Source organism: Acinetobacter sp. Ver3 (assembly GCF_000632455.1).
Lineage (GTDB): Bacteria > Pseudomonadota > Gammaproteobacteria > Pseudomonadales > Moraxellaceae > Acinetobacter.
This window is the reverse complement of record NZ_JFYL01000043.1, coordinates 1-25,502: the sequence shown is the minus strand read 5'-3', so window position 1 is coordinate 25,502 and position 25,502 is coordinate 1. Positions and strand designations below refer to the sequence as shown.

General features: G+C 38.0%; 23 protein-coding genes and 2 tRNA genes. 11 read left to right on the top strand and 14 right to left on the bottom strand.

Features of this window, described 5'->3' with window-relative positions; genetic code table 11:
- Positions 1–724: hypothetical protein (locus CL42_RS11305; RefSeq protein WP_035268375.1), on the bottom strand; the 724-nt coding region annotated here is incomplete at its 3' end.
- Positions 725–1,326: 602 nt separating this feature from the next.
- On the opposite strand from CL42_RS11305, the gene CL42_RS11295 reads away from it, so the two are divergent.
- A complete protein-coding gene (locus CL42_RS11295; protein WP_035268372.1) occupies positions 1,327–2,226 on the top strand; it encodes an NADP-dependent oxidoreductase in 900 nt (299 codons plus the stop codon).
- A gap of 137 nt (positions 2,227–2,363) precedes the next feature.
- Here the strand turns inward: CL42_RS11295 and CL42_RS11290 are convergent, their stop codons facing one another.
- Positions 2,364–2,849, bottom strand: coding sequence for a hypothetical protein (locus tag CL42_RS11290; protein ID WP_228133272.1), 486 nt, complete (start codon positions 2,847–2,849; stop codon positions 2,364–2,366).
- Positions 2,850–3,156: 307 nt separating this feature from the next.
- Here CL42_RS11290 and salA point away from each other — a divergent pair, with 307 nt between their 5' ends.
- The 3 genes from salA to CL42_RS11275 all read left to right on the top strand — a co-directional run bounded on the left by salA (position 3,157) and on the right by CL42_RS11275 (position 6,901).
- Complete coding sequence (salA, locus tag CL42_RS11285) at positions 3,157–4,464, top strand: salicylate 1-monooxygenase (RefSeq protein ID WP_035268368.1); 1,308 nt, start codon at positions 3,157–3,159, stop codon at positions 4,462–4,464.
- A 58-nt stretch (positions 4,465–4,522) separates the two neighbouring features.
- Positions 4,523–5,887 (top strand): MFS transporter, encoded by a 1,365-nt coding sequence (locus CL42_RS11280; protein ID WP_051586596.1) that lies wholly within the window; start codon positions 4,523–4,525, stop codon positions 5,885–5,887.
- A 123-nt stretch (positions 5,888–6,010) separates the two neighbouring features.
- Positions 6,011–6,901: a LysR family transcriptional regulator gene (locus tag CL42_RS11275; protein WP_035268382.1), complete on the top strand. Its 891-nt coding sequence runs from the start codon at positions 6,011–6,013 to the stop codon at positions 6,899–6,901.
- 72 nt (positions 6,902–6,973) lie between these two features.
- Here the strand turns inward: CL42_RS11275 and sbmA are convergent, their stop codons facing one another.
- From sbmA to CL42_RS11255, 4 genes are all read right to left on the bottom strand, one after another.
- Positions 6,974–8,173: a peptide antibiotic transporter SbmA gene (gene sbmA / locus CL42_RS11270; protein WP_035268365.1), complete on the bottom strand. Its 1,200-nt coding sequence runs from the start codon at positions 8,171–8,173 to the stop codon at positions 6,974–6,976.
- A 165-nt stretch (positions 8,174–8,338) separates the two neighbouring features.
- Positions 8,339–8,677 (bottom strand): FKBP-type peptidyl-prolyl cis-trans isomerase, encoded by a 339-nt coding sequence (locus tag CL42_RS11265; RefSeq protein WP_035268363.1) that lies wholly within the window; start codon positions 8,675–8,677, stop codon positions 8,339–8,341.
- Between the two features lie 38 nt (positions 8,678–8,715).
- Positions 8,716–9,246, bottom strand: a complete 531-nt coding sequence (locus tag CL42_RS11260; RefSeq protein WP_035268360.1) for a YaeQ family protein — start codon at positions 9,244–9,246, stop codon at positions 8,716–8,718.
- Positions 9,247–9,348: 102 nt separating this feature from the next.
- On the bottom strand, positions 9,349–10,350 hold the full coding sequence (locus CL42_RS11255; RefSeq protein ID WP_035268357.1) for a CobW family GTP-binding protein: 1,002 nt from the start codon (positions 10,348–10,350) through the stop codon (positions 9,349–9,351).
- 581 nt (positions 10,351–10,931) lie between these two features.
- Here CL42_RS11255 and CL42_RS11250 point away from each other — a divergent pair.
- Both CL42_RS11250 and CL42_RS11245 read left to right on the top strand, forming a co-directional pair.
- Entirely contained in the window at positions 10,932–11,162 is a 231-nt protein-coding gene (locus tag CL42_RS11250; RefSeq protein WP_035268355.1) for a hypothetical protein, read from the top strand.
- A gap of 226 nt (positions 11,163–11,388) precedes the next feature.
- Complete coding sequence (locus tag CL42_RS11245; protein ID WP_228133271.1) at positions 11,389–11,739, top strand: hypothetical protein; 351 nt, start codon at positions 11,389–11,391, stop codon at positions 11,737–11,739.
- 30 nt (positions 11,740–11,769) lie between these two features.
- Here the strand turns inward: CL42_RS11245 and CL42_RS11240 are convergent, their stop codons facing one another.
- From CL42_RS11240 to CL42_RS11220, 5 genes are all read right to left on the bottom strand, one after another.
- The gene (locus tag CL42_RS11240; protein ID WP_035268353.1) at positions 11,770–12,285 is read right to left on the bottom strand and encodes an acyl-CoA thioesterase; all 516 of its coding nucleotides are present in this window, start codon (positions 12,283–12,285) and stop codon (positions 11,770–11,772) included.
- Positions 12,286–12,455: 170 nt separating this feature from the next.
- Complete coding sequence (locus CL42_RS11235) at positions 12,456–12,635, bottom strand: hypothetical protein (protein ID WP_035268348.1); 180 nt, start codon at positions 12,633–12,635, stop codon at positions 12,456–12,458.
- A 153-nt stretch (positions 12,636–12,788) separates the two neighbouring features.
- The gene (locus CL42_RS11230; protein WP_035268346.1) at positions 12,789–13,784 is read right to left on the bottom strand and encodes a patatin-like phospholipase family protein; all 996 of its coding nucleotides are present in this window, start codon (positions 13,782–13,784) and stop codon (positions 12,789–12,791) included.
- A gap of 131 nt (positions 13,785–13,915) precedes the next feature.
- Positions 13,916–15,163 (bottom strand): sodium/glutamate symporter, encoded by a 1,248-nt coding sequence (gene gltS, locus CL42_RS11225; protein ID WP_035268343.1) that lies wholly within the window; start codon positions 15,161–15,163, stop codon positions 13,916–13,918.
- 507 nt (positions 15,164–15,670) lie between these two features.
- The gene (locus tag CL42_RS11220; RefSeq protein WP_035268341.1) at positions 15,671–16,930 is read right to left on the bottom strand and encodes a DcaP family trimeric outer membrane transporter; all 1,260 of its coding nucleotides are present in this window, start codon (positions 16,928–16,930) and stop codon (positions 15,671–15,673) included.
- A 376-nt stretch (positions 16,931–17,306) separates the two neighbouring features.
- On the opposite strand from CL42_RS11220, the gene CL42_RS11215 reads away from it, so the two are divergent.
- The 5 genes from CL42_RS11215 to CL42_RS11195 all read left to right on the top strand — a co-directional run bounded on the left by CL42_RS11215 (position 17,307) and on the right by CL42_RS11195 (position 24,659).
- On the top strand, positions 17,307–18,014 hold the full coding sequence (locus tag CL42_RS11215; RefSeq protein ID WP_035268338.1) for a nitroreductase: 708 nt from the start codon (positions 17,307–17,309) through the stop codon (positions 18,012–18,014).
- A gap of 146 nt (positions 18,015–18,160) precedes the next feature.
- Positions 18,161–20,335: a YccS family putative transporter gene (gene yccS / locus CL42_RS11210; protein WP_155756980.1), complete on the top strand. Its 2,175-nt coding sequence runs from the start codon at positions 18,161–18,163 to the stop codon at positions 20,333–20,335.
- A gap of 101 nt (positions 20,336–20,436) precedes the next feature.
- Positions 20,437–20,997: a YcxB family protein gene (locus CL42_RS11205; protein WP_035268336.1), complete on the top strand. Its 561-nt coding sequence runs from the start codon at positions 20,437–20,439 to the stop codon at positions 20,995–20,997.
- Positions 20,998–21,152: 155 nt separating this feature from the next.
- On the top strand, positions 21,153–23,777 hold the full coding sequence (locus tag CL42_RS11200; protein WP_035268333.1) for a PepSY domain-containing protein: 2,625 nt from the start codon (positions 21,153–21,155) through the stop codon (positions 23,775–23,777).
- 312 nt (positions 23,778–24,089) lie between these two features.
- Positions 24,090–24,659, top strand: coding sequence for a YdcF family protein (locus tag CL42_RS11195; RefSeq protein ID WP_228133270.1), 570 nt, complete (start codon positions 24,090–24,092; stop codon positions 24,657–24,659).
- Between the two features lie 5 nt (positions 24,660–24,664).
- Here CL42_RS11195 and CL42_RS11190 read toward each other — a convergent pair whose 3' ends face one another.
- From CL42_RS11190 to CL42_RS11180, 3 genes are all read right to left on the bottom strand, one after another.
- Entirely contained in the window at positions 24,665–25,135 is a 471-nt protein-coding gene (locus CL42_RS11190; RefSeq protein ID WP_035268330.1) for a DUF2750 domain-containing protein, read from the bottom strand.
- Positions 25,136–25,211: 76 nt separating this feature from the next.
- Positions 25,212–25,287, bottom strand: a tRNA-Val gene (locus CL42_RS11185).
- Between the two features lie 92 nt (positions 25,288–25,379).
- Positions 25,380–25,456: transfer RNA gene (locus CL42_RS11180), tRNA-Asp, on the bottom strand.
- Positions 25,457–25,502 lie beyond the last annotated feature (46 nt).

Genomic DNA, 25,502 nt, shown 5'->3' with positions numbered 1-25,502 from the left:
AATAAATATCCTGTTCGGATAAATCAGGATTAGCAAACCAATTTCTAAAAACTTTAGAGTTAAAACTTTCTCTAATATCTAGAATTTGGTCTATTTCAACAGTTCCTTTCTTAAACATTTGATAGAAATTAGGAATCCTCTTGTTTTCACTAACCTTTTCAAATAATTCTATCTTTTCATTAGCTTTGTTAATATTTCCACTAATTGAAATAAACTTTGATCCTAAATAATCTTTTGCATAATCATCCATAATACTATTTGATAAATTATGTCTATTTTGCATCTGCAAACTATCTACAATTTCATACAGTCTCATAATTTCGAAAGTAGTCTTATAATCTAGATTATTAAAGTCTATATGCTCTTCATTTTTTATAATGTCTATATTCTTTAAAAATATAGAATCATCACGCTCATCTTTATTAATAAGCGCATTATCAAAATATTGAACTATTTTCGATCGATGACTTTCATTTACAGAGTATTTTTTATAATTTCTATCCAAATCATGCAATCCTCCTAAATACATAAGTGGTTCAATTTCATACCTAGTCTTATTGAGTAATAAATTTTTACTTCTATGAACAATAACATTAGGATTTTGAAATCTTGGAATGATTTTAATTATTTTCCGTTCCAATAATTTTGTTGAATTTACAACACCTATAAAACTAACAATCTTTAAAAAGTCTTCATCATTTATAAAAATTTCATCGTATAACATTAAACTTAAAAAAAACTTTTACGGTACTATTTTCTATTAAGGTTCTATATTCATCGCGTTTCACAAAACCAGAATATCTGTATTCATTCTGCTGTATATCTCTTCCATTTTTATCAATAGCTGTCAAAGTTCCTAAAAGTGATGGAAAATTAGAAAGCATCACATGATTATGATTCATTAATATCAATCTCAATTTTATTATTCTTTTAAAATATCTTGAAGTAATTCAAAAGTCTAAATTATCTAAAGATTATTTCATGTTAATGCCATCAAAAAAGTATCCTCTGTTGCCAAACTCGAAGAGTAGGACGTATCTAATCTCCTCACCCCCTTGCTAAGCAGTGCTTCTCATCCCAGAGGGAGTGTCATGTAATTATTTTGATACGCGGTGTTCCCTCTCTTGAGCAATATTTAATGCATTGCTTTTAAATCGAAGCGCAAGTGATGAGAATCCTCAAAATATATTTTGAGTTCGCAAGGGAGAGGTATCTTTTAAAATAAAAAATCAAACCACCAGAAAACACTGTTCTATTTTTCGATCTTCATTTGCCTACTTTCACTCTTCTATACTGATTTCATCATCAAGAAGAATGAAACAAATCATGAAATCAACAGTACTCAACGCCCAAAGCTACGGACAACCCGAAGTCCTCGAATTTACAGACTACACCCTCCCACCATTAAACCCTGACATGGCACGCATCCAAGTCAAAGCCGCAGGAATTAACCCCATTGATGCACGTCGCATGACAGGTGAATTCAAACACGCACAACTCCCACAAACCTTTGGAACTGAGTTTGCAGGGGTAATCGTAGACGTACCTGAAAACAGTGTATGGAAAATCGGTGACGAAGTTTTGGGTTCTGGTGGAGCATTTACCCATGCCACAGTGATAGACGTTCCTCTCGCCAATTTAGTCGCAAAACCTAAAAATCTGGAATGGTCGATTGCAGGCTCGATTGCAGGAGCAGCTCAAACTGCGATGACTATTTTAGATGAAACTGGTCCAATGCAAAGTTTATTGGTACACGGTGGGTCAGGCGGTGTGGGTTCGATCACCATTCAATTGGCAGTGAGTCGCGGCATTACCGTCGTAGCAACGGCATCAGCAAAAAACCAAGACTATATCCGCAGTTTAGGGGCGATTCCTGTCGTGTACGGCGAAGGATTGATTGAGCGTCTGAAACAAGTCCATCCAGATCAATTTGATGCTTCGATTGATATGGCAGGTAACGAGGATGCCACTCAAGCCTCATTGGCAACAGTGAAAAATGGCGGATTTATGGGCACGATTGCAGGACGCAAACTGTCATCCGCTAAAATTCAAGCGGTCTGGGTTAAACGTAATGTTTCCAATTTAAAACATGTGGTCGAATGCGTTGCAAATAACACCTTCAATTGGACAGTCAGTCGTGAATATCCTTTTACAGAAGCACAGCAAGCCTACCGAGACATTTTAGAGGGTCATACGCAAGGTAAAAGTGTGCTGCTATTCAAATAATTTCTATGCGTACAATGTGAAAAGGCAGGATATCATCCTGCCTTTTCTCTAGTTTGAATTTTGATATTGAGTAATTCTACCCTACATTCATCAATCGCCAAATTATGTATATTCTTACGATTGATTGAAATTCGAGATTAGCGAGTGATCCCAAGCTTGTTCCAAATATCAGGAGTGAGGAATGTTGCCACCAATTTATTTAAATCAATATAACGCACCACCCCTTTCAGCTGATTATTCACTTCAGGGTTTTTAATGATTTCTTCGCCTGCACTACGACCCAATGCTTGAAAACTTTCACCAACAGCTTGAATACCCTCAGCTTGAATCACCGCTTTGGTCTGTGTTGAACATTGCTCTACGATCACACGTTGCAAGACTTGCGCTAACTTTTGATCCAATGCCGTACGTTGCTCAGCACTGACATTACTAAAGCCTTTTAAATCAGGATGAGTAGACAGTGCTGAATATGTCCACTGTAATACTGTCGTTTTATCAGCAGCGGTCGTCGACTTGACCAAACAATCACTCAATTGATCTACAGCTGCTCCCGCATTCGAAAATGTCGATACGCCCATGATCAAAGCCGATGCACACAGTGTACGTAAAGCAGTTTTATTCATTTTTAATGTCATCACTTAAACTCAATTTTCATCGTTGTCATTATGTTTTTGTTGTATCACATCCTGAACGCATTTCCCTACAGATTCACTGTAAAACAAGTAAGCACATGAAAATTTAGGTAGTAAATTTGCTAAATCATGCACATGAATGATCATATATTGACAATAAAGCTTCAAAACCAGTAGGAATAGACGTCAAATTCAAACTATCAATTTTTTAAATAGTTTTCACCAAAATATATAAATTGGATAAGTACTTAAAAATCAGTAATGATCTTATTCAGGGCAAAAAACTCGGAATTGAATCATGGAAAAAAGAATTAAGATTGCGCTCATTGGTGGTGGTATTGCTGGATTAGCTTTAATGACCAACTTAGTAAAAAATAAAAAATTTGATGTGCATTTATATGAGTCAGCAGCACAGTTTTCAGAAATTGGCGCAGGCATTTCATTTGGTGCCAATGCTGTTAAAGCAATTGAGCTTCTAGGCTTGGGTGAAGAATATCACGCCATTGCGGATACAGTTGCTGCGCCTTATCAAGATATCTGGTTCCAATGGCGTAATGGCTATACCGATGAATACCTATCGGCTTCAATCGCACCTCAAGTCGGTCAATCTTCAGTGCATCGTGCTGATTTTTTAGATGCACTTATTCCATTTGTTCCTTCACAAAATGCACATTTCAATAAACGTGTGCAATCTGTTGAAGCTTCAAGCGCTGCTGTTCGTTTAACTTTCCAAGATGGTGAAGTGGTTGAAGCTGATTACGTGATTGGTTGTGATGGTATCCATTCTGTTGTGCGTGATCATGTATTGGCATCGCATCAACTTCCAAAAGTCGATCCTCAATTTTCAGGAACATGGGCTTATCGCGGCATTATCAAATATTTAGATTTTAAACAGGTCATTGCAGAACTTGGACACGATCCTGAACTTGCAGATGTCCCACAAATGTTATTGGGTAAAGACAAACACATCTTAACTTTCCCTATTCGTAAAGGTGAAGAAATCAATATTGTTGCCTTTAAGTCAGATCGCAAGAATACAACTCTGCCAGAAGGGACTCCTTGGACACGACCAACAACCAATACTGAAATGCTGGCTGATTTTGCGGATTGGAGTGAGAGCTGTCGCGCATTACTGAACTTAATTGAAAAACCTACCATCTGGGCGCTTCATGAGATTGAGCCACTTAAGACCTATCAAAACAGCGAACACAATGTCATTTTGATTGGTGATGCAGCACATGCCATGTTGCCACACCAAGGAGCTGGTGCTGGTCAGGGTCTTGAAGATGCTTTAATTCTTTCTGCATTATTCAAACATCTGGAACATCACTCAGCGCAAATCTGCACTGAAGACCTTGCACAACTCTCTCATGTCTATGAGCAACTGCGCAAAGAGCGTGCCATCCGTGTACAAAACACGTCAAGAGAATCTGGTGAGATTTACGAATTATATTCACCCCTGTATCCAGACTTTGACAGTGTAGGTCAACATTTGGCACACCGTTTTGATTGGTTATGGCAACACGATTTAGAGAAAGACGTTGAACTTGCACAACAACGCTTAGGCCAAGCAATCGAGAAAAATCTTGTGGCTGAAGCCATATAAATAAGCAAAAACACTAACAGGACTGTTATCAACCGATTCATTGACCAGGGAGGTCTCCATGAATACGTTAAATGCAAATGAAATTATTGATCATGCCAAACTCAAAGCCATTCACTGGCGAGTCATCTTACTCAGCGCATTGATTATTATTTTTGATGGCTATGACTTAGTCATCTACGGTGTGGCATTGCCTAAACTCATGCAAGAATGGGCAATCGATCCAATGACGGCGGGCTTCTTAGGAAGTCTTGCCCTCTTTGGCATGATGTTTGGAGCCATCATTTTTGGCAGTATGAGTGACAAACTTGAAAAATATGGCTTTAGCCGTAAGAAACTGATTGCAGTTTGTATTGTCATTTTTAGTGGTTTTACCGTGATGTGTGGCCTAGCGAGCAATCCTCAAGAGTTCGGGATCTATCGCTTTATTGCTGGCTTAGGTCTTGGTGGCGTGATGCCGAACGTTATTACACTAATGACGGAGTATGCGCCTAAACGTTTACGCTCCACCTTAGTGTCATTGATGTTTAGTGGTTACGCTGTAGGCGGAATGTGCTCTGCCATTTTAGGCATGTGGCTAGTACCGCAATTTGGCTGGAAAATCATGTTTATGATTGCAGGTATTCCACTCATTCTATTGCCAATCATTTGGAAATTATTGCCTGAATCCATCGATTATTTGGTTCGTCAAAATAAACATAAAGAAGCGGCTCATATCTTAGAACAAATTGACACAAATCTAAGAATCCCTGCTGATATGCGCATTAGTCTGCATCAAGAAAACCAAGAATCGTCTAAATCACCAGTGAAAGACTTATTTACTGAAAGTCGTGGTGTAACCACTGTTCTATTCTGGGCAAGTGTCTTTATGGCATTGGTATTGGTATACGCGCTTGGTAACTGGTTACCTAAACTGATGATGGAAGCTGGCTACAACCTCTCTACCAGTTTAGTGTTCCTATTTGCGCTCAATATTGGTGGTATGCTGGGTGCAATCTTTGGTGGTTTTTTTGCTGATAAATTCAGTTTACCTAAAGTTCTTTGTACCTTGTTTGTTAGCGGCGCAATTTCCCTATTCTTGTTAAGCTATAACTTACCAACCATGGTGCTTTACTTCTGTGTAGCAGTCGCAGGTGCAGCATCGATTGGCGGACAAATTTTATTGTTGGCTTATATGTCACAATATTATTCATCTAACATACGTGCGACAGGTCTAGGTATGGCACTTGGCGTAGGTCGTTTAGGCGCGATTTTGGGTCCAATCTTATGTGGATGGTTACTCAGCCTTAATTTGCCAGTGCAATATAATTTCATTGCCTTATCTATCCCTTGTATGATTGCAGTGATCAGTGTGACTGCGATCCATCTGCGCAATAAAAAAATTGCAGGCGCAGCAAACGGCGTTAAAAACGTGGCTTATGAGTAGATGATTCATCAATACCATGTAAGTCATTAAAAATAAAAGAGAGAGTTAACTCTCTCTTTTTTTGTTACAGTGGTTATTCGATATAACGACTGTCTCTAAATATTTACAAGGAATGTAAAGTTGATCGATTTAAGTCTGATTAAAGTTTTTATTATTATTTATCAAACTCAAAATATCAGTCACGCCGCAGAGCGCTTGAATCTCAGCCAACCTTCTGTCACCTATAATTTAAATCGACTGCGGAAAATGCTGAATGATCAGCTTTTTGTACGTGACAAGTTTGGTGTTAAACCCACAAAGCTTGCACAAAGTCTTTATCCAAGTTTCTACGAAGCGATTGTTAAAATTGATATGGCGATTGATTCTGCCAAGCATTTCGACCCGCTAACCTCTTCAAAAGTATTTCGTTTAGGCATTTCTGATTTAGGAGAAATTTGTTTACTTCCCTCGCTGATTGAATATTTAGAACAACATGCTCCCAATATCAAACTTGAAATTGAGGAAATTCACTCAGAAAAAGTAGAGGAATGGCTGGTTGAAGGCTTTTTGGATGTGGCTGTTTTTAATAGCAGTCACACCATTATGCCCAAAATTGAATCTCGAAATTTGTTTGAGGAACGTTATGTCTGTATCGCTAAAAAAGAGCATCCGCGCATACAGCAAAAGCTCAGCATGGAAGCGTATTTATCGGAAAAACATGTTGCGATCAAATCGAGTACTGGTCATATTGAAATTGATCAGCGTTTAAAAGAACTTGGTCATTCTCGTCAGATCATGCTTGAAGTCCCCCACTTCAGTGTTTTGCAGAACGTGGTAAAACACTCAGAACTTCTGGTTACTCTGCCTTCGAGAGCCGCGAAGGTTTATCAACAGCATACGGATATTCAAATTTTTGAACTCCCTTTTGAAGTTAGCTCATTCAATGTCAGTGTTAACTGGTATAACCATAAGGATGATTTAGACGCACGTAAGTGGTTTTGTAAGATTCTAAAAAATATTTTCAGCACGCTCTAAGTTCCCACTCAGACATAACAAGGCTCGTCTATACGAGCCTTTTTTTTTAATAATTTAAATCCATAATGGGCACTACTTTTCTAAAATAGATTCAAATGCTTTTAGACGTTTACGGATAGAAAGTAGTTCAATAATCGTTTTCCACGAACTCACCAAATATTGGAATGACTCACGAACACGATTGAATACACCCATAATTTGTTGGATCAATCCCAGTGTCAACAGGCCTGCTGCAATCGCGGGGAACAACACAAATAACATATAGAGATTGTCCAGTTGTCCATACCAACGTGCAAACAAGTTGAAATAGGCATAATGGAAATACAATTTAAAATAGTTAGCACGAATATTCTTAAAAAGTTGTTTTAAGGTTGCAGGTTGTGCACGATTTTCATGGTCTTCGCCGTATACCAACTCTTTACGATATGCCGCTTCCACTTTTTGATTATTAAATTCTAATCCTGGCAGTTTCATACCCACCACCATTAATAAGACAGTTCCAAATACCGCCCATCCAATCGCTGCCCATACTAAAGAATATTGCAACTCACCAATAAACGGTAAAACAGGCACTTTCGCAGACAATGCAAATAATAAAGGAAGAAAGGCAATTAACATCAGTACTGCACGGACTAACTCAACCCCTAAATCCTCAACGATCGTTGCAAAACGCATGGTGTCTTCCTGTACACGTTGCGAAGCACCTTCGATATGACGCAATTTCTCCCAATGCTGAACATAGTATTCGTTCATTGCTGTACGCCATCTAAAAATATAGTGACTGGTAAAGAAAGCGCTGATGACGCCTGATGTCACTGAAATACTGGCCAAGCTGATAAAGGTCCATGATTCCGCATAGAGTTTATCCACCTCACCACCACCAGAATTTAAAATCTGTTGAATAGAATCCCAAAATGGTACATACCATGCATTCACAGCAACGCTGACTTGTACTGTTAACCAAATATTAAAAAGGATAAATGCAGATCCCCATACTGACCAACGCTGCCACGGATTGTCTGATTTTATTTTCCAAAACAGTGCAAATAAGGCGGTCGCCACCAAGAACCATAGATAGAACCACAAAAATTGTGGTGACCAAAAACGACTGATATTAATCGCAAGTTCAGCTTCTGCATAACCTTGAGGAAAACCTAAATATTCGCCCCATTGTTTTCCATCCGCAAAAAACCATAAAGCGAGATTAATAAAAAACCACAAGACGACAGAGAGAAAAAACCACTTTGGGTTCGGAAAAAATGACTTAAACATTCAGCGCTTATATCCCTAATTTTGTTTGAATGAATTTTCTGAATAGTAATCCTAATTCTGCTGAGTCGGTGCGTTTTTTAGAAATTTTTTGTTATATCTATTGCACGCTCAGGATTGTTGTAACATAAAAAAGCCCCGCAATGCAGGGCTTTTCATCGACTTTAATTAATCGCGAGTTTTTACATCGTACAATTCAATTTCAAAGATTAAATTAGAATTGGCTGGAATAATATTCCCCATTTTACGCTCACCATAAGCCAAATGTGCAGGCACAATCAGTTTACGCTTACCCCCAACTTTCATTCCAATAATACCTTGATCCCAACCTTTAATGACACGACCTGTACCAATCACAGTCTCAAAGTAATTACCACGGTCTAATGATGAATCAAATTTCGTACCATCTTCCAACCAACCAGTATAATGCGTGGTAATTAAAGCACCTTTTACAGCCTCTTTACCTTCACCTACCACCAAGTCAATAATTTCTAATTCAGCCGTCATGTGCTTACTCCAAATTTAATCGTTAAAATCTTAGTGGCTTACTGTAATTGAGTCCACTCAATCTCAGCTTGACCTTGATCTGAAATCAATGTCCACTCGCCATCCATCACATTCAATTGCAGTTGCATTGTACGTTCGCACAATGCTTGGATTTGTGCCGTTGTTTTTTCACTGAGTTGCCAGATTTGCACATTTTTCAATGTTTTCAATTTACTGTTGCGCTTATACCATTCATCCACTGATGATCCATAAGTGACCACCGCAACTTCCTTACAACGCGCACTCGCTTTTTTTACTTTATCTTCGTCTGGACTACCCACTTCAATCCATTTTTCTAACTGACCCGTTAAATCTTTCTGCCAAAGTGCTGGCTCATCAGTTTCAAATAAATCTTTAGTAAATTCTAAATGCTCATCTGCAAAACGAGCATATGCCAATACTCGAACCATCAAACGTTCAATCGTTTCCGACGGATGTAGAGCCATCGTTAACTGATAGTCGCCATATTGATGAACATCCATATTGGCTATGTTTAAATCTGCTTTATAAATCGTCGCTTTTAACGCCATAAGGGGTATCCTCAAATTTGGTGCTAAGCATACCCGATTCAGCGTACATTGAGAAAATGCTTTTCAATCCGTCTGTATTCTGAGTTGAATGATCTAACGATTTTATTGATCATCGATTCGCGCCTTAAGAATTGATTGCTCTAAATGCTCCCAATCTTGATTCTGCTGGGTTATCACTTCAATCCGATTATCCACATTCTCTTCGCCTGATTTGTAATTGAATTGATCAGGATTAAAATTGAATGTCATCCAACCTTGGTTGGTATTGAAGATGCCTTTAATACGTACCCAGTGTTTTAGCTCACAAAGGATGTCTAATAATTCATAAAAATCAAACTGCCAACGTTTTGGAAGCTTCCATCCTGCCACAATATACCCTTGAGCCTGTTCGACGTAATGATACGGCAGTTGCTTTACGGCTGGCATTTCCTCATCAGCTTTGAACTGACGTTGAACCTTGAATAAGGGTTTCATTGAACGCTGAATTCCTACATAAGGATAATCAATTTGTTCTAAGCGAATATTGCCTTGATCAGCTTCAAGCCAATGCTGAATATAAGCTAAATATTGTTGTTTTAAATCAGCCAATTGTTTTCGATCCATGTCATTCATGTCTGAAGCATGTGACACAACCACGACTTGAGCCGCTTTTAACTGATCTTGATATAAGCTTTGCTTCATCCAATCTGGGTCATGTAAACGAGATCCATCAATCACTGTGACTACAGAACGCATCTCAACTAGATGTTGCCAATGTGGTTCAGTCAACTGTTCAACCAATTGTGCAGGATGACCCAATCCTGTCGGCTCTATAAATAGCCGATCTGGGTGAGATTCTTGTAATAACCGAGACAATGCAATTTGCATTGGCAATTGACTTGTACAACACAGACATCCACCCAATAGCTCTTTGATTTCATAGCCATCATTATTTGGCAATAACTGTTGATCAACGCCAATTTGACCAAACTCATTCATCAATACAGCCCATCGCTCATTTTTAGGTTTAAATTTGAGAAGTTGTTGTAAAAGCGTGGTTTTCCCTGCACCTAAAAAACCTGTAATGATATGTGTAGGCACTGACTGAGTTGCAAGTACTTTCAAAATGGATCTCTGAATTTGAAGAGGTGTACGGATTCTTGTCGGAATTTATCTAAAAAACAAGTCTAGGATAATTTTCCTCATAATTTATATGAATGCATGAATTCAAAAGACTAAATGATTGGAATTGAATAGGATAAGTGAACTGTTGAATCAAAATTGAAAATATGTAAATCTATTTCACAGATCATTACTCTGAATTTAATTCAAAACTTCAATTTTGATTTTCTAATCTAACCTTTTCAAATGTAAAACTAAGTAAAAAAATTGCTGTTTTTTTCTTCACCATGACATATTTTTTGACAACTTTATGAGGCATATTGACTCTCATTGAGACAAAAAAAATACATTACACCTTGGTTTGTTGGTCGTGCGTTAACTATCGTGTTTCACTTTGTTGCATTGATTGCCCAATTGAGCTTCTGGACTTAGGATGAATTTCGTTGACTCGCTAACCGTATTAGATGCGATTCAGCTTTTAACATTTTACGCGATGATCTAGATTTAATTTCATATTCGCTTCTCTCCTCGGAAAGCTTATGAGATTAAATTCTAATTTATTTTATTGAATAAGGATGCCACTCATGAATTTAGTTAAAACTTTATTAGCAACTACACTTGCCTTCACAGCTTTCTCAACATTTGCTGCAACAGAAGCAAAAGATGAAAAAAAACAGGAAGTGTTGATTTCTTCTCAAGAACAACCAGTGAATGCTGAAACTACTGCTGCTGGTCAACCAACAGCTGCTCAACCGGGTACAGAGGTTGCAGCTGAAGAAGGTACTGAAGCTCCTGTAGCTCAACCTGCTCAGTAATTAATCAAAAATAAATTGACTGAATTTTAGACCAAGTCTTCCCCCGATGGCTTGATCTGATTAAAAGTAGAGCTTTGCTACAGCTCTACTTTTTTATGCCTGTTTTTTTTGAATAATTCTCTATAAATTACGAGAAACACATATACATAATTATTATAAAACGATATAAATGAAAAATAAATCACATATTTTAACCAAAAAGCCAATTTAATTCTAAGCACGTGACATGAAAATGAAAAAATTTCTTGGGATAGCTATACTCAGCCTATGGCTGGTTGCATGTTCCAAACCTTTACCAGAGGATAAACTGGATTATGTAGGACATTGGATTAGCGCGGACAGTCGTGTTCAATTGAATATTACTGCTAATGGTCGTATAGAATATAGTAACAATCAGCTCAGTAAAAAAACCGCCGTTTCAGCTCCAATTAAACAGTTTTCAGATACTGGATTTGAAACAGGTTTAGGTCCTATCAACACGAAATTTATTGTCACTCGTCAACCCTACAAGGATGCACAAGGCAACTGGTACATGATTGTCGATGGACATACCCTCGCCAAGCTACAAAATCCATAAAAAAGACTTCACCATGTGAAGTCTTTTTTCTTAAACCGATTTCTTATATATGCTGCAAGAAGGATGATGATTTTCATTCAAACGAGCAATTTTACGATGCTCAGCAGCTTCAAAACGACAACGTTTCCAGTCATTATCTAGGTTTAGCGGTGGAATTTGTTTTGGTTTCCCATGTTCATCCACAGCGACCATTGTGAAATAACAACTATTGGTATGTCGTACCGTACGTTTTTGAATATTTTGTGCTTCAACGCGGATCCCAATTTCCATTGAGGTACGCCCCACATGATTCACACTGGCTAAAAAAGTCACCAACTCACCCACGTGGATTGGTTCTTTAAAGTTCACTTTATCAACAGATAAAGTTACCACATAAGAACCTGAATATCGACTTGCACACGCATAAGCAACTTGGTCAAGCAGCTTTAAAATTGTTCCACCATGTACATTACCTGAGAAATTCGCCATATCCGGCGTCATTAATACAGACATCGTTAATTCAGACTGATCATCTGCAAGCGGTAACGCTTGGTTAAATTCGGACATAAATATTAGAACTCAATCATGACAGGAGATTTAATACACTATTATAACTTTTTTCTTGATTATAAAATGTTTAATTCAGAAACAAACTCCAATAATTTCAAGACTTGATAGCTTAAAAGTATCAGAGGAAATCGTTCACTCTCAGAAGCTATGATAAATTTGCTTAAAATTTATTCATCTTTGACTAAACGAAGCATCTCAGCAGAAATATTATCGTATTTTAACTTTAACGATGCTTGATTCTTGACTTGAATTTCATAGGTTTCATCATAGTTAATTCGTATTATTTCGAATGTAATATCTGAATTTGACGCTAAATAAACAATTTGACCAACTTGAAAAACTGACACACTACACCTTAATTTATATTTCATCTTTTTAAGGGTTAGATAAAGTACTAACCCTCGTTTTTATCACCCCAATATACCAATCATTCAATTTATAACAATGATTTTACTTATTTTTTATATATATTTTATGAGACAATTAAGATCTGATTTAATTTAGCAATTTAAACAAACAGCTCTTTTACTATCATCATGGGCAGGATACTGATGAGCATCATATTGTCCTATCGTCCGATGACGTATCTGATCCAATAAATTAACCTTATTCAATGCTGCAGTCATACCTGCTTGAATCGTATTTTCACGACCCTTAACATCAAAGATATGTGCTTTTTCTCTTAGATCTGGCTGTATCACAATATCTGCATTTTTTAGCTCGTTATACGCGATCTTATTTTGCATAATATTTATATTTTGATTAAACATCCCCCACACATTCGAGGTTTCCGTGTGCTCTGGCTGGGCCAAAATATCAACAGCAATGACAATATCTGCCCCTAATTCTCTCGCCACATTGACTGGCACAGGGCTTACTAAACCGCCATCAACATAATCCTTATCAGCAATTTTTACGGGAATAAACATACTTGGAATAGAGATAGAAGCTCTCACTGCTTGCCCAGTATTACCATAGTTAAATACTGTTAAATTTCCATTTTTTAACTCTGTTGCCACCACATACATTGGAATAGGAAGCTGTTCTAAGGGCATAAAGTCCACTTGTTTATTGACATAGTTCTCAACCTTAGCGCCATCAAAAAATCCTTGAATACCAATGTTAAAATCACGTACATCATTGACTTGCATATTTAATGCAACTTCACGTAACGATTTTGCTGATTTTCCACTGGCATATATTGACCCGACTATACTCCCTGCGCTGGTACCAACAATAAAATCAGGCTTGATTCCACGTTGCTCTAAAACTTCAATGACACCAATATGCGCATAGCCTCGCGCTCCCCCACTACCAAGCACCAATGCAATACTTGGAGCATCAGTTTTCTTATGCTTATTTTTAATGATATGAGATGAAGCATCCACCAAAGGTGTAGACACAGATTTTGAAAGCTGAGCTTTGGCTACAACCTGTTGACAGGCTTGTAAGCCAATCAAAGGTAAGAGGGAAATCAGGAGTACAAACTTCTTCATTGCATCAGAAATTAAAAATCAAAACTGAATGAAAGCATATCATTGACAAGTCGTCTGTATGAATTTTTTATGACAAAAAGCCCCAGATGCGGGGCTTTTTGTACATGACATTTTATTAAGAAGATTTTATGTTAAGCAAAGAATTTTAAAATCATCTGAATTACAGTTGCATTAATTAAGTCAACAAAAAATGCGCCACATAAAGGTACAATGAGGAATGCTTTATGTGAAGGACCATACATATTTGTAATCGCCTGCATGTTTGCAACAGCTGTTGGTGTTGCTCCCATACCGAAACCACAGTGACCTGCTGCAAGAACTGCTGCATCGTAGTTTTTACCCATCACACGGAAAGTGATAAATGCTGCGTACAAAGCCATAGTTAAGGTTTGAGCTGTTAAGATTACAACCAATGGGCCTGCAAGATCAGCCAATTGCCACAACTTAAGTGAAAGAAGTGCCATTGCTAGGTATAACGATAAAGAGGCATTACCAAATACATCAATTGCACGATCGAAGATTTCCACTTTCATGAGACCTTCGAGGATGTTACGCAGGATAACACCACCACCTAATGCCCAAACGAAAGTTGGAAGCTCAAACCAAGTGCCTTTACTATAACCTGTCATAAATTCAGCAAATGCCAAACACGCAGCAAATAAACCTAATGTGGTAATCGCATTATCCGCAGTGATTAAACGAACTTGATTACGGTTTTCAAAAGGCACAAACTCGCCTTGATCATTCGGATTTGCAATTGCATTCGCATCACGTGTGTCTTTTTCAACCGAATTAGTCACTGGTGATGAGAGCTGGTGCTTATTAATCAATAATTTCGCTAATGGACCACCAATCAAACCACCAATAATCAAACCAAATGTCGCACTTGCCATACCCAGTGCTAAAGCACCTTGAATACCATGCTCTACTTCTAAAATCTCACCCCATGCACCAGCAGTACCATGACCACCCGTTAAGGTAATAGAACCTGCAATTAAACCAATAAGTGGATCAATACCAAGTACCGTTGCAAGGCTCATACCGACAAAGTTTTGTACGATAATAAATGATGCGACACAGATCAGGAAGATCACCAGTCCCATACCACCTTCTTTGAGTTTGGCGAAGTTTGCACTCAAACCAATCGAGGCAAAAAACACCAACATGAAACTGGTTTGCAATTCACTACTCGTGGTAATGCTGTAGCCCCACAAATTGTGAACAATTAACGAAACTATGGCAGCAACCAAACCACCAGCTACAGGCTCTGGGATATTATATTTTTTTAAGAAGTCGATTTTGTTGACAAGAAAACGGCCAAGCAATAAAACTATTACTGCAGCAATTAACGTGTAAAAAGCGTTAAAAGTAAATTCCATCATTAATTCTCAGCAAATACAGATGACTGTTAATTCATATTATGCTTGTTTTTTAATCAATAAGATTTATTTCGAATCTCACATCCAAAAATAAACATATCCTTATTCAATATTGATTATCTAAAAGAATAGATAAAATTTTTAATTGAGTAACAATATATTAATTCCTCGATTTCATTGGATTCAATCTTGTTAATAAAAAACATACACTTTTCAAAATAAATCAGTAGCACAAAACACACTCTATTCTTAGACATGCGTTTTGCTAGATACAATTGATTTATGGCTCAAACAAACACTTAAATATGTTTTAGTGAACTTAAAATGATTAAGAAATTCCTGATGATCAGGACTGCTCACTGTTTAAGCCGAACATTATGCACTTTTTTTTATAATTCGCATTACTTTTGTTTATTCAATCAGCAAAATTCAGATATTCTTTAGTCTGAACTGATGAATGACAAGTGAAAAAAACCGAGACTATGCTCGGTTTTTTATAAATCATGCTTAGAAACTGTATTTCGCCATTAGGCCTACACGGTCATCATTATAGCTCTGACCTGCGAAAATCTCACGCTTACCATTGATATATTCAACACCTAGATCAACAGGTTTCACAGGTGTGTAAATGAAGTTAATCCAGGCTTGTTGAACAGTTTCATTTGCACTTGGGTTAGTTTTAGCATATCCCGTGCTGTCATCAGCATAATGTGCGCCATAAGCCAGTGTTGAGCGTAACTGAGGTGAGAACTTATATGTAGCACCCACTTGCGTTGCAATAAACTCATTTTGTTCAATGTTGTTATTTGCATCGACAACATAAGCACTATTTGAGCCATATAAATAGTTGCTGTTTCCTTTTACATAAGACACGTCAGCAGATACTTTGAGTGGTTCGCTAATTTGGTAATTTGTACCGATCGCTACACCAAAACCAGTCTTATCATCACCAGCGGTATCAGATTTATAATTTTCGATTAAGGCACGAGCTGAAGCATTACCTTTACCCTCTGCATAAGCTTGCGTGACTTTTGCAGTTAAAGTTGGAAGACGGTATTTAATACCATCTCCAGTAGAATTACCCTCTTCAGCTGAAATAAATAATTGAGTTGTTGGCGCTAATTTGTGAGACCAACGCACTTGCGGTAAACGGTTTGTTCCGCCACCAATGTTGGTACCAAAATCGATCATTTCTGGAGCATGATTTGACAAGAAGTTTGAAGTAGTTTGACCGAATAACCAATTATTTAGTGTTAAATACGCATGACGAATACGTAATGCTTCATTTGAGCCTGCAAAGTCCACTTCTACTTTACCACCAACGTCTGCCCCTTCTACTTTAGATTTGAAATCTAAACCAAGACGTGTTGTTTTTGCAGTTGCACGTAATTTATCTTCAACTAACGGATTATTACTCGTTCCAACGCTGTTTACAGCATTAAAGTCATTGTCAGCACCTTCAATGATATAGTTCGCATCCCCACGTACAAAACCATATAGATTCACTTCAGCACCTGCTTTAGTTTTCAAGTTTGTAGGCGCTGCTGCTACTGGTTGAGCTTTAACTTCAGCCAATTGTACTTGCTGCTGTTGTTGTACTTGATGTTGCTGTTGCTGTTGAATTAAAGCTTTTAACGCTTCAACTTCTTGGCGTAATTTTTGAATTTCATCTTTTTCAGTCGCTGCTTGTGCAGTAGAAACTGCAAAAGTTGCAACTGCGATTGCTAAACTTTTCTTTAAAAATGTTTGATGTTTTGATTGACTCATTAAAAATCTCCAATTATTTCATCTTACATCCGTGCATATACGCTTGGTCAACCTGCTGAATCCCAATCACAACGTTTGATTAATTTAAAATAATCAACGATGCACTAAACTGCTTTTTTTAAAATTTGATGAATTGATTAAAATAAATACGTAACATAATGTGTATTCGTTGTAACTTAATCTAGCAACTTATGTTTCATAATTAAATGTTTTTTATTGTCAAAACCAATTTTCTCAATCACAATTTCTGATGATGAATTGAAAAAAGTTTATATCTGTATAATTTATAAAATCTTTATTTAAAAGCATATTCAAAATTATACCTTAGTCGTAGAGACATCATTGATCATCCAAAATTATTCAAATAGGAGTTGCAATGTCCACAGAACATACTCAAGCCGTTGATGAAGTGATCACTGGCCGCCAATCTATACGTGCCTTTTTAGATCACCCCGTAGACACAAAACTTATCCAAGAAATCTTAGAAGTCGCATCAAGAGCACCTTCTGGCACAAATACTCAACCCTGGAAAGTCTATGTGGTGACAGGCGCACGTCGTCAACGGTTAATTGATCAAGTTTGTCATGCACAAATGCAACTTTATCAAAACCCTGAACTTGCTCAACAATACACAGAGACTTTTGCTTATTATCCAGAAACATGGATTTCCCCGTATATCGATCGTCGTCGTGAAAATGGTTGGGGACTTTATGGATTGCTGGGCATTCAAAAAGGTGAAAAGGATAAGATGGCTGCACAACATCTTAGAAACTATCAATTGTTTGATGCACCTGTTGGCATTTTCTTTACCGTGGATAAAGCCATGGGCATTGGCTCTAAAATGGATATTTCCATGATGATTCAAAATGTTATGCTTGCAGCAAAAGCACGTGGTTTAGATACATGCCCTCAAGCGGCATGGAATCATTTTCATCAAATCGTCACTGATGTTCTGGATGCTCCTGCCAACGAAGAACTCGTTTGTGGGATGGCTTTAGGCTATGCCGACCCAGATGCGCTTGTGAATACTTTCAGAACACCTCGAGTTCCAGTTGAAGAGTTTGCTGTTTTCTTGGAAGACTGATTTTTTAAGGATTAAAACGTTCATTCAGTTAGGGTGGTTTTATAAAGACAAACAGTTAATTTCAAGCATATAATTTCTATTTAAATTAGATGAATATTCAACTTATATTCATCTCCCCCTATCCTCTATTCATAAAGGATTCTGGTTTGAACAAATGGCTGATTCAGCTTAAAAAAGCGACCTATAATACTTCATTTATGTATAACCTGCGGATGATCGTCGCTTTCGCAGGTACCGCGTTTATTCCCTATCTGTTAGATCAGCAATTGATGACGATTCCATTAACATTAGGGGTTGTTGCTGCTGGTCTGAGCGACATCGATGATCGCTTCTCAGTACGTATCATGAATCTGATTTATACCTATATTGGTTTCTTTATTGCGGCAGCTTCTGTTCAACTGTTATTCCCATATCCTGTACTTTTTGCTTCAGGCCTGATCATCTCTTGTATTGGTCTCATTTTACTGGGCTCATTAGGCAGACGTTATGCCACCATCTCATATGGTTGCTTAGTGATTTCTGTCTATGCCATGCTAGGTGTTGATATTTTTGACGAATGGTACATGCAACCCAGTCTTTTGGTGATTGGTGCCATTTGGTATGGGATTTTGTCTACGCTTAGTTTCTTGCTTTTTCCAGCTCGACAAGTTCAAGATCAACTCTCGAAAAGCTATTCTTCACTCGGTGATTTCCTGTTTGCTAAATCCAATCTCTTTGATGTGGATATGACAGCGAATAGCTACCAAAAAAGTATGATCAGCTTGTCGCTGGAAAATGGGAAATTAGTAGGTATCTTTAATGATATGAAAACCACACTCCTTACCCGATTAAAAGGAGATCGTGGTCAAAGTGATACCCGTCGCAGCTTACAATATTATTTTATTGCACAGGACATTCACGAGCGAGCTGACTCGGCACATATTGATTATCAACAATTAACCAAAGCCTTTGAACATAGTGATATTTTATTTCGCTTCCAACGTATTCTTACACTGCAAGCAAAAGCATGTAAAGATTTAAGTGAAAGCATCTTAAATCGCACAACTTACCAGCATAATCCACGTTTTGAACATGCATTTAGTAATCTCAGAAAGTCATTAGAAAAAATCCGTGATGAACAAAAATATGATCTTATCTGGGTTAATGCTCTTTTTGCCTTACTCCAGAACTTAAAAGCCATCGATGCTCAATTACGAAATCTTGAAACTGAACGGCATATTAAATTTGACCGCACTAAACATTTAGAAAACCAACTTAAAGATGACGATCTGAAAGGTTGGGAAGATATCGTTTCTCGTATCAAACAAAATTTAACCCCTGAATCCGTACTCTTTCGACATGCAATTCGTGTTTCCATCGTACTTTTCATCGGATATGTTTTTGTTCAAGTCACCAATATCGAATACGGTTATTGGGTACTGTTAACAGCCCTATTTGTTAGTCAACCAAACTTCAACGCCACAAAACGTCGACTGAGACTCAGGATCATGGGAACACTTGGTGGCATTATTCTTGGTTTTGCAATTCTGTATTTCGTTCCTTCTGTCGAAGGTCAACTTTTATTATTAATTGTGAGTGGTGTACTATTTTTTGAATTACGCAGTAAGCAATATGCGCAAGCCACTGCCTTTATTACGATCTTAGCCTTAATTAATTTCAATTTGGACGGTTTAGGTTTTCAAGCGGCATTTCCTCGAATGTTAGATACTTTAATTGGCTGTGCATTGGCATGGTTTGGGGTGAGCTTTATTTTTCCAGATTGGAAATTCAGACGACTCCCCCATTCAATCAGACGTTCACTTGAAGCTCAATGCCAGTATCTTACTGAAGTCGTCCAACAGTACCATCATGGACGTAATAACAGTTTGAACTACCGCGTAGTCCGCCGCACTGCACATAATCGTGATGCTGATGTTGCATCACTCATATCGACATTAGCAACAGAACCTGATTTTGATCCAACACAAAAAGCTTTAGCATTTGAGTTCCTCTGTCTCAATCATACATTTATCAGCTATATTGCTGCGCTAGGTGCACACCGTGAAAAAATTCAAGATCAGTCAACATTAGAGCTACTTCAGCAAGCGTTAAATGATATCCAAGGTGCTTTTTTGCGAGATGAATTCCCTGAGCTAAATCTGACAAATTTGGAGTCCGCGATTCGTGAACGTTTGAATAAAGATGATCAGGATTCACATAAATCATTGATTGTTTTACAGCAACTTTCTTTAATGCTTGGTGTATTAAGACGATTGAGTACCTTAAAACAAAGTTTAAGTCATGAACATGATACTCAATCCAGCGCATTGGCATCACTGTAAATGTTGAATTTTCAAGGCAGTAAATTAGTACAATATACTCCCTGATTGTATTAATTTAATGCTAAACTCTGCTCAGATATACACATTTTGTTAACGAAACTATGACTGCAAAAAACTTATACGCCTACACTTTACAACCCGTTCCTTACGAGGTTACTGAAGCTGAACAACGCCATGCGCAACTCGCAATCTGGCGCAGCACAAATAAAATTGGAACTAAAGCTTGGGCTATTATGGGTGCAATTACTGCGCTTGCAATTTTGGGTCTAATTTTTATTAAAAATTACTCTACTGTATTTTGCTGGGTGGCTTTAGTCTGTGTGCTGACATACTTTTTAGTGCGAAAGTTTGGACTAGAATGGTACGCTAAACGTAAAATGAATGAGTTTCCAGTACAAGAAATTACTGGAATTAAATTAGGTGTTCAGCCTCATGGTATCGTGATGCGTCAAAAAATGGGACTACAAGAAGGTGTAGGTTCAATTGGTTGGAAAGATATCTATGAGTGGTATAACACGCCAGATTTCATTTTGGTGAACTTTAAAGTTAAAGGTCAGCAAGGCGCTTATATCTTGCCAAAACGAATGAACAGCAAAAATTTCTCTTTCGAGACCATCCGTAAACATCTAAAAGAAAGCGTTGGTGAGCCAAAATCACTGTAAATACGGCTTTATATTAAAACCTCCAACTTTGGAGGTTTTTTTATCACAATTTTTTATATGAGAATGAGAATAAATATTATCTTCAAATACATTCCACTTTTTTTGAGTTAGGTTATAATCGCACCATTCAAAAATTCCAATTCACTCAGACCCTTATGTTCAAGAAAATATTTTTCCAGTTACACTGGTTTTTCGGAATAACAGCAGGCCTTATTTTGGCACTTATGGGTGTCACTGGGGCGATATATTCTTATGAGCAGCAAATTATCAAGCTGATCAATCAGGAAAGTTATACAGTTGTTGCTGAACAACGCCCAAAATTAACACCAGCTGAAATTTATCAACATTTCCAGCAGGAGCATCCTGATCTTAAAATCAATAGCATTACAATTGCTGCTCAACCTACTGACTCATCGAGTATCAATGTTGCGAAAGAAGGCGAACGTCGTGGTTTGACCATGATGATCAATCCCTACAGTGCTGAATTACTACCTGAAATTAAAGGTCGAAAATTCTTCGCATTCGTACAACAACTACATCGTAACTTGACAGTCGGACCAGTTGGAAAACAAATTACCGGTGCATGTACACTGATTCTTATTTTCTTTGTCCTCAGTGGCTTATATCTACGTTGGCCGAAAAAACACAGTTTCAAACAATGGTTTTCAGTTAAACCCAAATTAAAAGGTCGAAACTTTATTTGGGATTTACACGCAGTCGTTGGAACATGGGTGGCTATTTTCTATCTCATGTTGGCTTGTACAGGTTTATATTGGTCATATGACTGGTGGCGCAACGGCATGTTTAAAGTGCTTGGTGTTGAGCGCCCGCAACCCCAAATGCAAGCGGGTGGCCCTGGGTCAAACACTGGACCAAACGCCCAACGTGAAGGACGTGAAGGACGTGAAGGACGTGAAGGACGTGAAGGACGTGAAGGACGTGAAGGACGTGAAGAGCGTATATCACTCCAAACAGAACAGATTCAATTTGCGCTCAACCAATCTTGGTCTACATTTGATCAACAGTTTAAAAATCAATTTTCTTCCGTAACCTTCACCATTCCTAAACGTGCAAACGGTGAATTAGAACTGAGTTTCGTTGATCCTGTTCCGCAACATGAACGTGCTCGTAACAAAGCGACTGTCGACTTAAATACGAATCAATTGAAAGATGTTGAATTGTACGAAGACAAAAAACTCAATGAAAAAATCATGAGCAGCATGTTACCTGTACACCGTGGCAGCTTCTTTGGTCCTATTTACCAGTTCTTCGCGATGTTAGCTGCACTCGCTATGCCGTTATTCTTTGTGACGGGTTGGATGCTCTACCTCAAACGCCGCAAGCAAAAACAATTGACCCGTGAAGCGAAGCAAAATTTAGCAGTGGTTGATGTTGATCCAAATGCCAAACCTTGGCTCATCGCTTATGCAAGTCAAACTGGTGTATCCGAGCAATTGGCTTGGCGTACAGCTTCAATTCTGCAAGCAGCACGCCAACCCGTCACTGTTAAATCAGTGCAAAGCCTGACCACTAATGAGCTACAAACAGCATCTCAAATTCTAGTGGTCGCGAGTACTTACGGTACAGGTGAAGCTCCAGACTTAGCTGCAAACTTTGAAAAGAAATTGATGTCTCATCCACTGAATCTAAGTCATGCTCAATTCGCAGTTATGACACTTGGTTCACGTGAATATCCTGACACTTATTGTAGTTTTGGTCATCGTATTTATGACTGGTTCAATGCATCTGGTGCAACTCCCCTCTTTAATGTGATTGAAGTGGACAATGCCAATAACCAAGATATTCAAAATTGGACAGATGCACTCGCACAAGCTGCTCAATTGGAATTAGCAACACTATCTATTGATAAAGTCTTTGATCAATGGAAACTTCAAAAACGTGCACTGCTTAATCCAAACAGTTTGGGTCAACCAGCTTATAATTTAGAGCTTGAGTCTGATCACGACGCGATCTGGCAAGCTGGAGATATTGCGGAAATTCAACCCGGCAATAGCATTGAACGTATTCAAGCATTTTTACAACAGCACAACTTAGATGAGGCTTTAGTTCTCGCAACTACAGGTCAAACTTTAGTTGAAAGCCTGTGGAATAAAAATTTAAATAGCGAGATTCAGCCATTTGCTACAGCTGAGGAACTCGTTGAGCAGCTTGAAAATTTACCTACTCGTGAATATTCGATCGCAAGTATTCCAACTCAAGGCATGATGCGCTTGGTGGTACGTCAACAACGTGATGAACAGCAGCAACTCGGCTTAGGCTCAGGCTGGTTAACACATCATGTTGCGGTTGGTACTCAGGTACAACTTCGTATTCGAACCAATGAATCATTCCATTTAATTGATGATAATCGACCGATTATCTGTATCGGTAACGGGACAGGAATCGCAGGGCTAATGAGCTTAATTTCAGCTCGCGTACGTTTGGACTACACTGACAACTGGCTCATCTTCGGTGAACGCCAACGCGAACATGATTTCTTTTATAAAGAAACAATCGAAGCTTGGCAAAATACAGCGATGTTAAAGCGTATTGATCTTGCATTCTCTCGAGACCAACCAGAAAAAGTCTATGTACACCATATTCTGCGTCAAAATGCGGATGAAGTCGTTAAATGGATTCATCAAGGTGCTGTCATCTATGTGTGCGGCAGTATCAATGGTATGGCAAGCGATGTTGATCTAGCTTTAATTGAAATCTTAGGTGAAACTACTGTAGATGAATTAAGACAAGCTGGTCGCTACCGTAGAGACGTTTACTAACAAGGTTATTATGATCAAAACCGAGCACGATTTTTATTTAATCTGCTCGGTTTTTTTATGCGATATACTTTTTCTCATTTCCCACTAGTGATGACATCGAATGTATATAAGGATTTTAAAATTTTTCGCTTGGTTAATAGCATTGATACTATTAATCGATGGAATCATTTTAATGAGTCAAAATAAAATTCATTTGGGTACTGTACTTCCAGCATTTATTGGCATAATAATTATTGTATGTCTGTTTTTTAATAAGAAAATCCAACTCTACCGTTTGAATCATTCTAACTTTAACTTGTTTTGGAAAATGGGATGGACAATTTTTTCCATCTGGTTAATCAGCTTGGCTATTTTTTTATTTTTTTAGCTAAATCAAATCATTCCCCTATCATGAATACACCACCTGATGCGATTATTATTTTGGGTAGTGGTTTAATTAACAACCACCCCTCCCCAACGCTTCAGGCTCGATTAGACCAAGGTGCAACGATCGCCGCTCAATATTCCAGTAGTTCTATTATTGTAACTGGCGGTTTAGGTTTTGATCAGAAAATTACTGAAGCTGCAGTGATGAAAGCATATTTGATCGACAAGTATCGTATTCACCCACAGCGTATATTTGAAGAAAGTCAAAGCACCAGCACCGAACTCAATCTAAAAAACAGTGTTCCGCTGCTAAACAGAATAGGCTTAAACCAAGATAGTCATATTGTGGTTGTGACTAGTGATTTTCATACACCACGTGCTGCAGCCATTGCCCGATTTCAAGGTTATACCCAAATCACATCAGTCAGTGCTGAAACTCCTTTAACCACACGATATAACGCATGGCTTAGAGAATATTTTGCTTATATTAGTGGTTGGATTTTAAGAGAATACTAAATTTTCTATTTATCATGTATTCGGATTTTTCGAGGCGAAGGAACCCCTTCTCTATTTAATTTTTCAGGTTGATCGATCGATAACTGGTATAGATAAGCTTTTAGGTCAATTAGAAATTGTCGCCCCGATACCAAAACATTTTGACCTTCTGGCATCAAGTTAAGTGACAAATGAGTATTGTGTTGTCGAATATAAGGAACAACTTGTTCAATAAATGGTATCAGTTGGATTTCCTCCACATGATATTTTTCCCACTTATCACGAACCAATAATTGTGCCATACCTTTACTTTGCCAAACAGCAAGCGTGCGCTGACCAGATGGAGTGGAGCACAATGCCCAGCCATCATTATATAAACTATAAACTTTAGCCTGAGCGACAATTGTTTCCATAAATTGTTGGTATTGTTCTTTTGGAGAGACAACTGTAGAGGCAATAGAGGTACTTGAAGGCTTACGCTGGTATGGATTTCTCATAATTCTATTATAAACATGAATTCATCATATTTTATATAAATTATAGAAACTTAAAAGACTTTTTATAGAAAGAATATGGTGGGCGCTGACGGGATCGAACCGCCGACATTCTGCTTGTAAGGCAGACGCTCTACCAACTGAGCTAAGCGCCCTTGAGGAATAAAAATAGCATCGCTATTTTTAAGATGCAAGAAAGAAATCTTGCTGATTGAAACCATCATATCTAGACAAGGGATCTAGAAAATGGCGCAGCGGACGGGACTCGAACCCGCGACCCTCGGCGTGACAGGCCGATATTCTAACCAACTGAACTACCGCTGCAACGGTAACTGCTTACGCAATTATGGTCATATAAGCTTTTCAGCTT

Bases quoted from the DNA above. Each gene is read 5' to 3' on its own strand.
- CL42_RS11295 (WP_035268372.1), top strand. From the start codon at position 1,327: ATGAAATCAACAGTACTCAACGCCCAAAGCTACGGACAACCCGAAGTC.
- CL42_RS11290 (WP_228133272.1), bottom strand. From the start codon at position 2,849: ATGAATAAAACTGCTTTACGTACACTGTGTGCATCGGCTTTGATCATG.
- salA (WP_035268368.1), top strand. From the start codon at position 3,157: ATGGAAAAAAGAATTAAGATTGCGCTCATTGGTGGTGGTATTGCTGGA.
- CL42_RS11280 (WP_051586596.1), top strand. From the start codon at position 4,523: ATGAATACGTTAAATGCAAATGAAATTATTGATCATGCCAAACTCAAA.
- sbmA (WP_035268365.1), bottom strand. From the start codon at position 8,173: ATGTTTAAGTCATTTTTTCCGAACCCAAAGTGGTTTTTTCTCTCTGTC.
- CL42_RS11265 (WP_035268363.1), bottom strand. From the start codon at position 8,677: ATGACGGCTGAATTAGAAATTATTGACTTGGTGGTAGGTGAAGGTAAA.
- CL42_RS11260 (WP_035268360.1), bottom strand. From the start codon at position 9,246: ATGGCGTTAAAAGCGACGATTTATAAAGCAGATTTAAACATAGCCAAT.
- CL42_RS11250 (WP_035268355.1), top strand. From the start codon at position 10,932: ATGAATTTAGTTAAAACTTTATTAGCAACTACACTTGCCTTCACAGCT.
- CL42_RS11245 (WP_228133271.1), top strand. From the start codon at position 11,389: ATGAAAATGAAAAAATTTCTTGGGATAGCTATACTCAGCCTATGGCTG.
- CL42_RS11240 (WP_035268353.1), bottom strand. From the start codon at position 12,285: ATGTCCGAATTTAACCAAGCGTTACCGCTTGCAGATGATCAGTCTGAA.
- CL42_RS11230 (WP_035268346.1), bottom strand. From the start codon at position 13,784: ATGAAGAAGTTTGTACTCCTGATTTCCCTCTTACCTTTGATTGGCTTA.
- gltS (WP_035268343.1), bottom strand. From the start codon at position 15,163: ATGGAATTTACTTTTAACGCTTTTTACACGTTAATTGCTGCAGTAATA.
- CL42_RS11220 (WP_035268341.1), bottom strand. From the start codon at position 16,930: ATGAGTCAATCAAAACATCAAACATTTTTAAAGAAAAGTTTAGCAATC.
- CL42_RS11215 (WP_035268338.1), top strand. From the start codon at position 17,307: ATGTCCACAGAACATACTCAAGCCGTTGATGAAGTGATCACTGGCCGC.
- CL42_RS11205 (WP_035268336.1), top strand. From the start codon at position 20,437: ATGACTGCAAAAAACTTATACGCCTACACTTTACAACCCGTTCCTTAC.
- CL42_RS11200 (WP_035268333.1), top strand. From the start codon at position 21,153: ATGTTCAAGAAAATATTTTTCCAGTTACACTGGTTTTTCGGAATAACA.
- CL42_RS11195 (WP_228133270.1), top strand. From the start codon at position 24,090: ATGGACAATTTTTTCCATCTGGTTAATCAGCTTGGCTATTTTTTTATT.
- CL42_RS11190 (WP_035268330.1), bottom strand. From the start codon at position 25,135: ATGAGAAATCCATACCAGCGTAAGCCTTCAAGTACCTCTATTGCCTCT.